Consider the following 12865-nt stretch of genomic DNA (forward strand, 5'->3'; position numbering starts at 1 on the left):
TCTCAGAGCGCGAACAGGCCGGGCAGGTCGCGGGTTTCGGCCACGTTGCCAAGCCGCGGTTCGGGGCGTGTCGGCATCTTACTGAAATCGTCATGGGTCATCATGTCGAGCCAGCGCTGGTAGAAGCCGCGCTGGTTGGCGTCGTTGTACTGGCCGCGATAGACGATGCCCGGCAGGGTATCATGTTCGATCTGGCGGCCGATGCCGCAGCGATAGTGCAGGCGCTCGTGCCTGGTGACGACTCCGCGGTTGACGGTGGTGCAGTTTTCCCAGTTCTCCCCGTCATCCATCTCGAAGGTGCCACCGGGGCCGAAGGTCTGCATGACGCCCTTGGTGACTTCTTCCTTGATGTCATCAGGCATGTTCTTGTTGACGATCACCCAGGTCTTCAATTCGAACTGCATCGGTCCCTTGGGCTGCCATTGGCGGAAGGTGGAGATGCCGGGCAGGAACGAGACATTGGGGAAGATTGAGGCCGAGGCGACCGAGCCGAAGATCTTGGAGCGCATCTCGCCCAGGCGTTCTGCCATCTTGGGGCGGATCTTGTTGTAATAGTCCATGACCTTTGGACGGCCGAGCAGGACGAGATCGCCAACGCCCTCGGTGCCGAATTCCCAGCCGTGACCGTTCACGCTGGCATGATAGGAGTTTTCCATGTCGATCGGCGGGAAGGGCATGCCGTCGTTCATCGAACGGCAGCCGGAATCGTGCGTCCAGCCGGCGTGGTAAGCATCGCCGATGAAGTTCTCGACCCCGAACTTCCAGTTCGCGCTCATCACCGATTTGATGCAGCCGCCAATGAATTCGGTGCCACCTTCCTCGTTGTCGAGGATCATGTCGAGATACCAGCGGAAATCGCCCAACCATGCCTCCAGGCTCGGCGCATCGCCGTTGAAGGTGGCGAACACCAGGCCCTTGTAGCTGCTGACCTTGGCGACGTTCTTGAGGCCATGGTTCTTGAAGTCGATATCGCCATCGTCGTAGCAATATTCCTCGTGCATGCCTTTGAGGTCGCCTGCGGTGTCAAAGGCCCAGCCGTGGTAATTGCAGACGAACCGACGAGTGTTGCCGGCATCGGCGAAGCAGACCTTGTTGCCGCGGTGCGGGCAGGAATTGAGCATGACCCGGATCGAACCATCGGCCTGACGCGCGACGATCACCGCGTCTTCGCCCATATGGGTGGTCAGGAAATCTCCGGCCTTGGGGATCTGGCTTTCGTGGGCGACGAACAGCCACGACCGGGCGAAGATCCGGTAAAGCTCTTCCTCATAAATATCGGCGTCGGAAAAGATCCGCCGGTCGAGCCAGCCTTCCTTGAGGTCCATGTAGCGTGAATAATCCGGCTCGCGGCCGATCCGTTCGAAGCGCATGATTTAACTCTCCCAATTGTGATGTTTGAAATTGCAGTTCAGAAGAAGGCGTTGAGATTGCTGTCGGGCAGCACGGAATGGTCGAGCACGATGTCGCGCGCCACGAGCAGCCAGGCCTGGCCTTCGCCGCGCCACAGGTCGGTGCGCGCGGCGGTGAGCACGCGGGTGGTGCCGTCGATCCGGTTGCGGTGCATGATCAGCACCGAATGGACCCGCACCTCGTTCTCCGCAGGTCTGGCCACTACCTCGACGTTGGAGATGGCGCGGCGAATGAAGTTGGGCGGGTCTTCGGCCCAAACGAAGCCGGATTTCAAGCGATCCACCCGCAGCTTGAGACGGCCAAGATCCTCGTTGAAGATCACGCCCGGGCCGACCGGCAAGGGGGGCGAACGATCCGCACGAAACCGGCGGCTCTTCAATTCCATGCGATAGCAGATGTCTTCGTCCAGCATGGCCAGCCAGCCGTCGAAGTCTTCATTGTCGAGCAGCCGCGCCTCGCAGTGGAGCGCCTGGGTGACTGCGACGATTACCTCGACCGGGGGAGGGGACAGGGGCCGGTCAAGCATGTTCGGCCTCCTGCGCTGTCAGCGAGTTGATGTTGTAGGTGGGCACCTCGGCCCAGTTTTCCGCCATCATGTGCTCTTGCCAGCGGCGGTAGAAATAACGCTGGTTGTGTTCGCTCACCAGGCCGGCGGCGATGTCGCCCGGAAAGCCTTCGCGTTTCCCGGAACGCCCCAGGGCCATATTGGTATAGACATCCATCTGCGCCGTGCGCCAGCCGCGCGATTGTTCAGTGCAGGCGGCAAGGTTGTCGCCGTCGTCGTTGTCGAACAGTCCGGCCAGGCCGAAGGTCAGGCACTGGTTCTCGAGGATTTGTGTCTTGACCGCCTCGGGCATGTCGTTTTCGGCCATGGCCCAGGTCCACTGCTCGATCTGCCCGGGGCCCTTGGGATGATAGACCCGAAACCAGTTGAGGCCGGGCAGCAGTTGCAGGTTGGGGAAGATGGTAATGTTGACCTGCGCACCCCAGACCTGCTTACCACGCACCTCGCCCAAGCGGTCGATCACCGTCTGGCGGTTGGCTTCCAGGTATTCGAGGATCGGTTTGGGATCGGGATAGAAGGCGTAGCCCGAAACACCGTCGAGCGCGCTCAGCACCATGTGGCCGTTCATTCCGGCTACTGAGAGCCCGCCATCAAGATCGACGCCCGAATTGCCGACGCTGAGCCCCGTGAGGTCCATGGACTGCACGGCTGACATCGCGCCGGCATGGGCCCAGCCAAGGTGATAGCCATCGCCGCAGACGTTCTCGACCGGCAGCTTCCAGTTGGTGCCTAGCACCATCTTCTGGGTTTCGCCGAGCAGCGCTGATCCGCCCGGCATGGCATCCAGCCAGACATCGAGGAAAAACTTTGCGTCGCCTAGATAGTCTTCGAGGCTGGGCGAATTTGCGTCCCAGCAGCCGAAGACAAGACCCTTGTATTCGGACACTTTAGTCACGGGAACCAGCCCGAACTTGCTGCGGTCTAGCTCACCAAAATAGGCCTCGTTTTCCAGCGGAACCCCGGCGAGCGCCCCATCGGGGGCGAACGACCAGCCGTGGTAGTTGCAGGTAAACGCCCTGGCGTTGCCGCGGTCGGCGCGGCAGACGCGGTTCCCGCGGTGGGTGCAACTGTTCAGGAACGCCTTGATCGACCCGTCCTTCTGGCGAATGACGATGACATCGTCTTCGCCCATGAACGTGCGGAAATAATCGCCTGGTTTGGGAATCTGGCTTGTATGGACTAGAAACAGCCAGCAGCGTCCAAAGATCCGTTCCAGTTCTTGCCGGTAGATTTCCTCGTTCGCGTAAATCAACCGTGATTGCCGACCGGTGCCGGTATCGACAAGACTGGCGATGTCCAAAGCCATGCAAACTGCTCCCATTAGTGCCGCCCGAGTCCCTTGCTCCCGGTGCCTACGCTGAACCCAAAGCACATTTCGTGCCAAGTGTCAAAAGGGTTGAAATTGCAGGATTCCGTAGTAATCCAATCACAAATGATTGAGAAAAATTTACGTATATGTCAAAAATGCTGCGATCAGGACTCGAAAAATGTGACAGATATGGCAAATTGCGGTGATGAAAGCACTGCCGGACTTTACCGACCTAGCTAGCAAGCTCCAGTTCTCACCCGAGATGGGCCGCATCTGGCGCGATGGCGAGCGTTGCGTCTTGCTAAGCAATTCTGCCCTTGCCGGGCTTCGGGGACACATGGTTTCCCAGTTAGGACTGGACGCGGCCAGCAAGTTCTTCTGGGAGCTCGGCTTTGCCGAAGGTGCGCGGTGTGCAGTCGGCGCGAAGGAACTACGACCCGATCGAGACTTTCTCGATGCATTTGCCGTAGGACCCCAGGCCCATGCTTTGACCGGTTTTGGCTGGACCCAGATCGAAGCCCTCGAAAACGACATGTCCCGCGGACACTTCGAAGGACGGTTCCTGGTCCACGATTCAATCGAAGCCGCCATTCACCTCAACGCCGAAGGCCGCGCCACCGATCCGGTCTGCTGGATGCAGACCGGCTTTGCCAGCGGTTTTGCCACTGCATTTGCCGGCCAGCCGATCATCATGCGCGAACTGGAGTGTGCCGGTATGGGCGATGCGGCATGTCTGCTGCATGCCAAGCCAGCCAAGGAATGGTCACACCTTGACAGCCCGGAAAAATCGGCCTCGCCGCTGGAACCGCCGGTCCTGGATTCCGGCGAAAACAGCATGGCCGTTGGCGTATCGGCTGGCTTCATTGCCGTGAAGACGATGATCGAGCGATCGGCGCCAAGCGACGCAACCTTGTTATTCACGGGAGAAACCGGGGTCGGCAAGGAGGTGCTGGCGAAATTCGCGCATCGCTTGAGCCGGCGGAAGGAAGCTCCTTTTGTCGCGCTCAATTGCGCCGCCATTCCTGAAGGGTTGATCGAATCCGAGCTTTTTGGCGTGGCCAAAGGCGCTTTCACCGGGGCCGTGGCTGCGCGACCGGGTCGCTTCGAACTTGCCCATGGTGGGACGCTCTTCCTCGATGAGATATCCACTCTCTCGCCTCTGGCCCAAAGCAAGATCCTGCGTGCGATCCAGGAAGGCGAATTCGAGCGTGTCGGCGACACGCGAACCATTAAGGTGGATGTTCGCCTGATGGCCGCTGCCAACGCCGATCTGACTCAGTCGATGCGCGATGGCCTGTTTCGCGCCGACCTGTTCTACCGGATTTCGACCTTGCCGATTCGGGTGCCGCCGCTGCGCCAGCGCCGCGAAGACATACCCGGGCTGATCGAGCATTTCCGTTTTCGTTTCTCGCGTCGTCACCAACGCGCGGTAGCTGGGTTCACCACGAGGGCGATCAATGCCTTGCTGGTCTACGATTACCCCGGCAACGTGCGCGAACTCGAGCGAATGGTGGAGCGGGCGGTGCTGCTGGCCGATGATGGGCAGGCGATCGACCTCCGGCATCTGTTTCTGGGTACCGATCTACCCGATCTAAAGCCGGCCATGGGATTGGCTAGTGACGGCAAGATTATGCCTGTTACCGATATCCATGATCGTTCGGAGTTGATTCGCCAGGTGCTCGATTTGATTGTCGAGGGTGGCGAAACTCTGTCGAACGTGGAGGGCCTCGTCATCCGGGAGGCGGTGGAAGCCTCGGGCGGAAATTATGCGCGAGCCGCCCGTACTTTGGGGCTGTCGCGTCGTCAGTTGGCGTTGAGAATGGAAAAGATCGGACCCACTGGCCGGACATAGAGCAATCACACATTTGCAACGCATTACATAATGTGGAAAGGTATGGAAGGAAGGTAGTCGAATGACAGCCGGCTGTTCCGGTATGCTTTCAAAGTTGGGAGAAGCACATGCGTTCCATAGTCGTCGTAGGGGCCAATCTTGCCGGTGGCAGGGCAGTCGAGGCCATGCGGCAGGCCGGCTTTGATGGCCGGATCACCCTGATCGGCGAGGAACCCTGGCGTCCCTATGAGCGCCCGCCGCTGTCCAAGGAAGTGCTGTGGGATCCGGCCAACGTACCGGACAACTTTTTCCTCCACGATGAAGCATGGTACGCGGACAACCGTATCGACATGCGGCTCGGGGTGCGGGCAGAAGCGCTCGATCTGACCGCAGGCGGCGTCCGCCTGGGCGGAGACCTGGTCCAGGCCGACCGCATCTTGCTGACCACCGGTGGTTCCGCCCGCAAGCTCAACATGGAGGGTGCCGATGCCGCTAACGTGCATTACCTGCGCACCCGGGACGATGCCACCCGGATGGCAACGGACCTCAAGGACGGCGCCCGCATCGTCATAATCGGCATGGGCGTGATCGGCGCGGAAGTGGCGGCCAGCGCGATCAAGCTGGGGTGCCGAGTGACCGCGATCGAGCCGCTTGCCGCGCCGATGATTCGCGCGCTCGGGCCGCAGTTCGGGCAATGGCTGGGCGAGGAACATCGCCAGCGCGGCGTCGATACCCGCTTCGGACGCGGCGTGAACGCGATGAGAGTCCTAGATGGTCGGGTGACTCAGGTCGAACTCGATGACGGGTCGCTGGTGGATTGCGATGCCGTTGTGGTCGGGGTCGGCATCGTGCCGGAAACTAGCCTTGCCAAGGACGCAGGCATCGTCACCAATAACGGCATTATCGTCGATAGGCAGTGCCGCACCAGCAATGAGAATGTCTTTGCCGCCGGCGACGTCGCCGAACAGGACAGCTTCTTCGGCGGTCATATCCGCCAGGAAACCTACCAGAACGCTGCCGACCAGGCCCAGGCCGCAGCGCTCGCGATGCTCGGGCAGGACGTCGATTACTGCAAGCCGGTTTGGTACTGGAGCGATCAGTTCGATCTCAACATCCAGTTCTGCGGCCATATCCCGGCGCAAGCCGAGGTAACCCTGCGCGGAGACATGGCAAGCAACCAGTTTACCGCATTCTTCCGGTCAGGCGAGACGATCGAGGGCATCCTGACTGTCAACCGCGCCCCGGACATGGGCATCGGCAAACGGCTGATAGAGCGCCGGGCCAAGGCGTCGGCCGCGCAGCTGGCCGATGCCGATGTGTCGCTCCGCGAAATCCTCAAGCAGGCTGGTTAGGCTCGCAAGGCGGGCGGGATCAGCCGATCCCGCCACCTGCGACGTAGAGCGTCTGGCCGGTGATGTAGGACGCCTCGTCAGCGGCGAGAAAGCAGATTGCGGCGGCCAGTTCTTCGGGCTCGCCGAAGCGGCCCAGCGGGGTATCGCGCAAGGTCTGCTCCATCACTTCGCCAAAGCCCTTGCGGTCCGCGTCGGAGGGCGGGGCAGGATTGCGCGGGGTGACACGGGTCACGTTGACCCCGCCGGGAGCCACGCAATTTACCCTGATGCCACAATCCTCCAATTCCAGAGACAACGCAGCGGTCAGCGCCGCCACGCCGCCTTTCGCAGCCGCGTAGGGCACGCGATTGACCCCGCGCGTTGCCACCGAGCCGATGTTGACAATCGCGCCGCGACCTGCCGCGCGCATGTGGGGCAGCACTGCATGGCAGCACCACAGCGTCGGCCACAGCGATCGATTAATCTCGGCGACGATTTCTTCGGTGGTGTATTCCCAATAGGGCTTGGCCCATATCGTGCCACCTACATTATGGACGGCCACGTCGATCCGCCCGAATTTATCGCTTACAGCGTTATACAGGGCAGCGGCTCCAGCCTGTTGCTCAAGGTCGTGGATGGCGGGGTGCGCGTCGACAGATTCGGCCATAAGTCGCGCAACCGCATCCAGTGTCGCCTGTTCTGCACGATCGGCAACCACGACCGTGGCCCCTTCTCGCCCTAGGCGCTGGGCGGTAGCAAAGCCGATCCCCTGGGCTGCTCCTGTGACAACTGCGATCTTGCCTGCAAATCTGCCGTTCGCGTCTGTCATCCCTGATTTCTCCCAACCCACACCGCATCCGGCCGGACGCGTGCAATCCTAGTGGCATTCGGCCTCATAAATCCGTATTCCACCCTTGCCAAGTCAATAGGCAATGCGTTACACATTGGCTAATGATTAAAGAGTCTTTGGGAGATATTTCTTGGCGCGTGAACTGCTGACTGCTGCTGATGTGAAGGGTGCCTGGGCGATCGTGCCGACGCCGGCCAAGGAAGGTGCTTCCGACTGGCGTGCCACTGATACTGTTAATGTCGACGAAGCGGCCCGCATGGTCGACGGCCTGATCGAGGCCGGGGTCGACGGCATTCTCAGTATGGGGACGCTGGGCGAGGCCGCGACCATGACACTTGACGAAAAGCTCGTCTTTATGAAGACTATCGTCGATACCGCCGCGGGCCGGGTGCCGGTGTTTGTCGGCACAACCTGCATCAACACCCGCGACACCATCGCGCTGACCCGCAAGGCAGTCGATATCGGCGCGACCGGGACGATGCTGGGCGTACCGATGTGGTGCGCGCCGAGCGTCGATGTCGCGGTCCAATTCTACAAGGATGTCGCTGAGGCGGTGCCCGATATCAATATTGCAATTTATGCCAATCCCGAAGCATTCAAGTTCGATTTCCCGCGCCATTTCTGGGGTCAGGTCGCCGAAATTCCCCAAGTTGTTACCGCCAAGTATATCGGTGTCGGCACACTGCTGCCCGATCTGGCCGCAATCAAGGGGCGGATCAAGCTGCTGCCGATCGACTTCGATTACTATGGCGCGGCGCGGATGGACGATTCGATCGATGCCTTCTGGACCAGCGGCGCGGTCTGCCATCCTCTCGTCAGTACGACATTGCGGGATCTCGTCGCGCAGGCCCGCGCCACCGGCGACTGGAGCAAGGCCAAGACATTCATGGGGCGGCTCGCGCCCACGGCAGCAACGCTGTTTCCCAACGGCAGCTTCAAGGAATTCTCCACCTACAACATTCCGCTGGAAAAGGCGCGGATGACCGCCGGTGGATGGATGAACGCCGGACCTTGCCGTCCGCCCTATCACCTGTGTCCCGAAAACTATCTCGAAGGTGCGCGTAATTCGGGCAGGATGTGGGCCGAACTGGGCAAGGCGCTCGAGGCAGAGCGTTGAAATGAGCTGAATTGCTGCAATCAAACCTGTGGGGAAACGAGGATGGCTGAAACAACACTGACCTGGCCCAAGAACTATAATGAAGTTCCCAAAGCGGCCTTTACTCGAGCGGATCTCTACGCTGACGAGATCAGGCGGATTTTTCACGGCCCGGAATGGCACCCGATTGCGCATGAAAGCGAATTGCCCAATCCCGGTGATTTCAAGACGATGCGGCTGGCCGGAATCCCGCTTCTGATCTCTCGCGACGAGGCCGGCGTGGTGCGGGTGTTTTACAACGCCTGCTCGCACCGCAGCAACCAGCTCGAAACCGCGGTGATGGGCAACAAGACCGAGTTTGAGTGCCCCTATCACCGCTGGCTGTTCAACGCCAAGGGGGACTTGGTCGGCTGCCCCAACCCGCGCGAATTCCTGCCCGGCTTCGACAAGGCCGATTACCCCTTGGGGCAACCGCGTTTCGAACTTTTCTATGGTCTGATCTTCGTCACGTTTTCGGCCGAGACTGAGCCACTTGACGAGTTCCTCGGCGAAGCCGGCGAAACACTGCGCGAACTGATGGCGGGCGACGGTCGCCTCAAACTGCTGGGTTACCAGAAGGTTCGCTACGACAGCAACTGGAAGGGTTACAACGACAACGACGGCTACCATGCCCCGCTGCTCCACGCGGCATTCAAGATGCTCAATTGGCAGGGCGGCAAAGGGCGGCAATACACCTGCACTAAGCGTGGGCACGTGTGCTTCGAATCGGCGCTCTCGGTGGCCAGTGGCCCCAGTGTTCTCAAGGACAAGGAACTGATCGCGTTCAAGGGGCAGGATCCATCGGTCGGGTCGCGGATCGTCCAGCTGTTCCCCACCTTCGTCTCGACCAAGCACCTCGATGTCATCAATCTGCGCTTTGCCAACCCGGTCGACGCAGAGACTACAGAAGTTCACTACGCCTATTTCGCCCACCAGGACGACGATGCGGACATGGTTCGCCACCGCTTGCGGCAGAGTTCCAACCTGTTGGGTCCCTGCGGGCTGATCAGTATGGAAGACGCCTCGATCTTCCACCGGATCCACATCGGCAGTCACACGCCGGGGAACGCTATCTTCCAGAAAGGCGTGCGTGATCCGGGCAAGCTGGAATCGGAGTTTCTGCAGAACGATGAAAGCGGCAATCTGCCCCGCTGGGAATATTACCGCTCGGCGATGGGTTTCGAGAGGGCAGAGGCATGACGGCCACCACTCCCGAGCTGGAAACAGCGATCGACCGATTGCTGCTGGCCGATGCCAACGCGCTTGACAGCAAGGACATGCCGGGCTGGCTGGCGAACTATGCCGAGGAAGACCAAGCATCCTATTATTGCCGCGCGGCTGAAAATACCGAGCACAACCTCGAGCTCGGATTCATGTTCGACGATTGCCGGGCACGGCTCGAAGATCGCGTCACCTATGTGAACGAGATCTGGGCCGGCACCTTTCAGGACTACCGCACCCGTCATTTCGTCCAGCGCGTCAGCCATCGCCAGGTCGATGCCCGAACGGTGGAAGTGGTTTCGAATTTCTCGGTGTTCATGACGCCGATGGATGCCGGCGTCACCCAAGTCCTAGCCGCCGGCCGCTATCTCGATACAATGCGACTGTCAGACGATGGTGGCGCCAAGTTGCTGTTCCGCCGCGCCGAGCTCGATACATCGGTTCTCCCCCGTTATCTGGTCTACCCGATTTGAGTTGCTGCACTCTGTCTTCAGCCCTAAAATGCGCTTAGACCAACGGGGGTAAGGATAGATGATCATCGACGCGCATGCCCATCTGGTTGCTCCGGCATCGCTTTATGTGCACAGAAGCAGTCTGATTGTTTCGGGGGGCAATACGGAGAGAGCAATAGTGTCCGTCGTCAGAACATTTGGCGCAACTCGCGGCGTAGATTAGCGGAGTGCGGGCCTCGTCTGGGGGTTTCCTTGGTTCCGTCGGGCAGGATGCCGAGCGCGATGTAGACCGCCTTGTTGCGAACGAAGCCTTCGTCGCGGACCTTCACGCGGATCGCGTCGAAGAACACCAAAGGATAGCAATCATCGAGCGGCCGGCCCTGCCATTCGGTCACCGTTTCCAGCACGGCGTCGGTGATCGTGGAGATCAGATCCGGCGACACGTTAATGCCGTACAGCTCTTCCAGGTGCCCCCGGATCTCACGCACCGTCATGCCGCGTGCGTACATCGAGATGATCTTCGTATCGAAGTCCGGGAAGCGGCGCTGATACCTGGCGATCAGCTTGGGATCGAATGTACCCGAACGGTCGCGCGGAATATCCAGCGTCACTTTCGACGTGCCGGTCAGCATCGTCTTCTTCGAGCTGCCGTTGCGCCGATTGGCGACGCCGGCCTCCGCTTCCGATTCGAGATGATCGTCCAGTTCTGCCCTCAGCATCCGTTCCGACAGCGCCTTCTTCAACTCGTCAATCAGTCCGTCCCGGGCGAATAACTCTTGCGGGTCACGTCCGTCCAGCTGGTCCAGTAACTCCTTGTCGATTGCCATATCGATGGTCCTTTCCATTCCATCTATATGACCTCGCGCACAAAATTACTGACAGTCCCCGACCGGAACGCCGGCACGCTTGCCGCTGTTCACCTCGGCATTCTTCACCCACTCCAGCAGCGTGTGACCCGAGCAGCCAATCATGGCCGCTTTGGATGTGATCGCTGCCCAACGGGAGGGATGCTCGCTCTCTTGATCCAGCGCCAGGCGAACAGCCCGTTCACGCACCTCAGGTGAAAACTTGTTCGTTGTCTTGCTCATCGTAGACCCTTCCTCTCAGGAGTTAGGGCCTCCGGCAATCCCGCAGCGGTTCAAGAACGTATGGCCCGCCCCGTCTGCAAGGACTATTTTGAGGCTGGCAACTGACTGGTCTGCATCAACGTATACGGCATATCAGCGTTGCGCTGTCGCCAAGATGGAGCTTCGCACGCTCTGAACCTCATAATGGGGGTGGCAGCAAAGTGCCGTTCTTGGTACCAGGCTTTCAGGGCGTCGATTTACCGTCAGGCCATCTTCAAAATTCCTCCCGCAGACATCGTGGTCACACAACCGGTCGAGGACCGGTGACCAGGATACTCAGATCGGCATTGCAGCACGGTCGATCGAGAACGTGTCTCCGCGACGCAGTGTGACCCAAGCGATCCGGGCCAGCTTGTTGGCCAGTGCCACCGTCACCGTGTTGTAGTGGCATCTGGCAAGCAAGCCGAGCAGCCAGCTCCCCAGCGGCGTCTCGCTCTTGGCAAGCGATGGCAGTGCAGCTCTTGCACCATGGATCAAAAGGGTTCGCGGGTACCTGTTTCCGCGTTTGCTTATTCCTCGAATCTTCGGTTTCCCGCCTGTCGTGTATTGCTTCGGTACCAAGCCCAGCCAAGCGCTGAGATCACGGCTCCGTTCAAAGGTCGACGCATCTCCGACTGCGGCTGCCAGGGCTGTCGCATTGAGCGAACCGATCCCTGGGATCGTCAAAAGCCTGCGCGCCAGTTCATCGGTTCGGGTGAGTTCTAGAAACTCCATATCAAGCGCCGCGATCCTGTCGTCCAGCGTCTTCCACTCCTCGCGTGTTTCCATCATGAACCGACGGATCCGACCCTCGGGAAGACGATCCGTATCGGCTAGCATCGCATCGAGTGCCCTCTCGAACTTCTGGCGGCCTTGGGGCACTACGATCCCGCGTTCCATTAGGATCGCTCGCGCCTGATTTATCAGGTTCGTACGCGCTCCCACGAGCCGCGACCGCACGCGATGGAGCGACTGAACATCGAGCTGATCCTGGGTCTTCATCTCGACGAACCGCATGGTCGGTCGCGTTGCGGCTTCCGCGATCGCCTCTGCGTCGCGATCATCGTTCTTTTGCGCCTTTACGTAGGGACGGACATATTCCGGCGACATCAACCAGACGGTATGGCCTTGAGCCGCCAGCAACCGACCCAGATGATGCGCCCCGTAACAGGCCTCCATCGCGATCACGCATGGCGCCAGCTTCGCTGTGAAGCCTGGAATTGTGGACGGGCGCATGAGTCTGCGCAGCACGACTTTGCCAGTCGTATCAAGCCCGGCAGCACTGCAGCTGTTCTCGCCCAGATCGACTCCAAGTGTACAAATAGTCATGGCTCGCTCCTTTCCTTTTCACCAACAACCGCATCCTATCAGATGCTGGAAAAGGGGCGGGCCATTCCATAATTGGTGGCGGGAAACGAGAATGAAGATAGTGTATATCGATGGCTCGATGTCGGCGTTCACAAGCCGAACTCGTTTTCGCGGGACATGTTCCGCAAAGGTCATGACAAAGCTGACGCAGGTTTATCCCGATGCGGAAATTGTCTACCGCGACCTCGCTGCTGATCCGCTTCCGCATCTTAGCGCGCATACGCTTCCGGCTATTTTCGGGCAGGCTGAAAGCGAAGACTGAGACACGGCGATCGAGCCTGGTCTGA

At 60.0% G+C, this 12865-nt stretch carries 11 protein-coding genes and 2 pseudogenes; 6 read left to right on the forward strand and 7 right to left on the reverse strand.

Going from position 1 to position 12865, the window contains the following annotated elements; all coding sequences use genetic code 11:
• Positions 1–2: 2 nt before the first annotated feature.
• The 3 genes from FHS75_RS06225 to FHS75_RS06235 are packed head-to-tail and all read right to left on the reverse strand — an operon-like array spanning position 3 to position 3347.
• A complete protein-coding gene (locus FHS75_RS06225; RefSeq protein WP_179406840.1) occupies positions 3–1370 on the reverse strand; it encodes an aromatic ring-hydroxylating dioxygenase subunit alpha in 1368 nt (455 codons plus the stop codon).
• Between the two features lie 38 nt (positions 1371–1408).
• Positions 1409–1936, reverse strand: coding sequence for an aromatic-ring-hydroxylating dioxygenase subunit beta (locus FHS75_RS06230; RefSeq protein ID WP_179406841.1), 528 nt, complete (start codon positions 1934–1936; stop codon positions 1409–1411).
• The gene (locus FHS75_RS06235; protein WP_229735690.1) at positions 1929–3347 is read right to left on the reverse strand and encodes an aromatic ring-hydroxylating dioxygenase subunit alpha; all 1419 of its coding nucleotides are present in this window, start codon (positions 3345–3347) and stop codon (positions 1929–1931) included. The genes FHS75_RS06230 and FHS75_RS06235 overlap by 8 nt, the downstream gene beginning before the upstream one ends.
• Positions 3348–3489: 142 nt before the next feature.
• Here FHS75_RS06235 and FHS75_RS06240 point away from each other — a divergent pair, with 142 nt between their 5' ends.
• The gene (locus tag FHS75_RS06240) at positions 3490–5136 is read left to right on the forward strand and encodes a sigma-54-dependent Fis family transcriptional regulator (RefSeq protein WP_179407404.1); all 1647 of its coding nucleotides are present in this window, start codon (positions 3490–3492) and stop codon (positions 5134–5136) included.
• Between the two features lie 107 nt (positions 5137–5243).
• Positions 5244–6467: an NAD(P)/FAD-dependent oxidoreductase gene (locus tag FHS75_RS06245; RefSeq protein ID WP_179406842.1), complete on the forward strand. Its 1224-nt coding sequence runs from the start codon at positions 5244–5246 to the stop codon at positions 6465–6467.
• Positions 6468–6486: 19 nt separating this feature from the next.
• Here FHS75_RS06245 and FHS75_RS06250 read toward each other — a convergent pair whose 3' ends face one another.
• On the reverse strand, positions 6487–7275 hold the full coding sequence (locus FHS75_RS06250) for a 1,6-dihydroxycyclohexa-2,4-diene-1-carboxylate dehydrogenase (protein WP_066762559.1): 789 nt from the start codon (positions 7273–7275) through the stop codon (positions 6487–6489).
• Between the two features lie 151 nt (positions 7276–7426).
• Here FHS75_RS06250 and FHS75_RS06255 point away from each other — a divergent pair, with 151 nt between their 5' ends.
• The 3 genes from FHS75_RS06255 to FHS75_RS06265 are packed head-to-tail and all read left to right on the forward strand — an operon-like array spanning position 7427 to position 10125.
• Positions 7427–8413, forward strand: coding sequence for a dihydrodipicolinate synthase family protein (locus FHS75_RS06255; RefSeq protein WP_179406843.1), 987 nt, complete (start codon positions 7427–7429; stop codon positions 8411–8413).
• Positions 8414–8455: 42 nt separating this feature from the next.
• Complete coding sequence (locus FHS75_RS06260; protein WP_179406844.1) at positions 8456–9631, forward strand: aromatic ring-hydroxylating oxygenase subunit alpha; 1176 nt, start codon at positions 8456–8458, stop codon at positions 9629–9631.
• Complete coding sequence (locus FHS75_RS06265) at positions 9628–10125, forward strand: aromatic-ring-hydroxylating dioxygenase subunit beta (protein WP_179406845.1); 498 nt, start codon at positions 9628–9630, stop codon at positions 10123–10125. The genes FHS75_RS06260 and FHS75_RS06265 overlap by 4 nt, the downstream gene beginning before the upstream one ends.
• 227 nt (positions 10126–10352) lie before the next feature.
• Here FHS75_RS06265 and FHS75_RS06270 read toward each other — a convergent pair.
• The 3 genes and pseudogenes from FHS75_RS06270 to FHS75_RS06280 form a co-directional block, all read right to left on the reverse strand.
• Positions 10353–10931 (reverse strand): annotated as a pseudogene (locus tag FHS75_RS06270) (IS256 family transposase); the annotation flags it as partial.
• Between the two features lie 63 nt (positions 10932–10994).
• Positions 10995–11192 (reverse strand): annotated as a pseudogene (locus FHS75_RS06275) (transposase); the annotation flags it as partial.
• 315 nt (positions 11193–11507) lie between these two features.
• Positions 11508–12539, reverse strand: coding sequence for an IS110 family RNA-guided transposase (locus FHS75_RS06280; RefSeq protein WP_179406846.1), 1032 nt, complete (start codon positions 12537–12539; stop codon positions 11508–11510).
• 172 nt (positions 12540–12711) lie between these two features.
• On the opposite strand from FHS75_RS06280, the gene FHS75_RS18080 reads away from it, so the two are divergent.
• Positions 12712–12840 (forward strand): hypothetical protein, encoded by a 129-nt coding sequence (locus FHS75_RS18080; protein WP_268234555.1) that lies wholly within the window; start codon positions 12712–12714, stop codon positions 12838–12840.
• Positions 12841–12865: the final 25 nt, after the last annotated feature.

The organism is Novosphingobium marinum (genome assembly GCF_013408095.1).
Lineage (GTDB): Bacteria > Pseudomonadota > Alphaproteobacteria > Sphingomonadales > Sphingomonadaceae > Novosphingobium > Novosphingobium marinum.

Bases quoted from the DNA above. Each gene is read 5' to 3' on its own strand.
- FHS75_RS06225 (WP_179406840.1), bottom strand. From the start codon at position 1,370: ATGCGCTTCGAACGGATCGGCCGCGAGCCGGATTATTCACGCTACATG.
- FHS75_RS06230 (WP_179406841.1), bottom strand. From the start codon at position 1,936: ATGCTTGACCGGCCCCTGTCCCCTCCCCCGGTCGAGGTAATCGTCGCA.
- FHS75_RS06240 (WP_179407404.1), top strand. From the start codon at position 3,490: ATGAAAGCACTGCCGGACTTTACCGACCTAGCTAGCAAGCTCCAGTTC.
- FHS75_RS06245 (WP_179406842.1), top strand. From the start codon at position 5,244: ATGCGTTCCATAGTCGTCGTAGGGGCCAATCTTGCCGGTGGCAGGGCA.
- FHS75_RS06250 (WP_066762559.1), bottom strand. From the start codon at position 7,275: ATGACAGACGCGAACGGCAGATTTGCAGGCAAGATCGCAGTTGTCACA.
- FHS75_RS06260 (WP_179406844.1), top strand. From the start codon at position 8,456: ATGGCTGAAACAACACTGACCTGGCCCAAGAACTATAATGAAGTTCCC.
- FHS75_RS06265 (WP_179406845.1), top strand. From the start codon at position 9,628: ATGACGGCCACCACTCCCGAGCTGGAAACAGCGATCGACCGATTGCTG.
- FHS75_RS06280 (WP_179406846.1), bottom strand. From the start codon at position 12,539: ATGACTATTTGTACACTTGGAGTCGATCTGGGCGAGAACAGCTGCAGT.
- FHS75_RS18080 (WP_268234555.1), top strand. From the start codon at position 12,712: ATGACAAAGCTGACGCAGGTTTATCCCGATGCGGAAATTGTCTACCGC.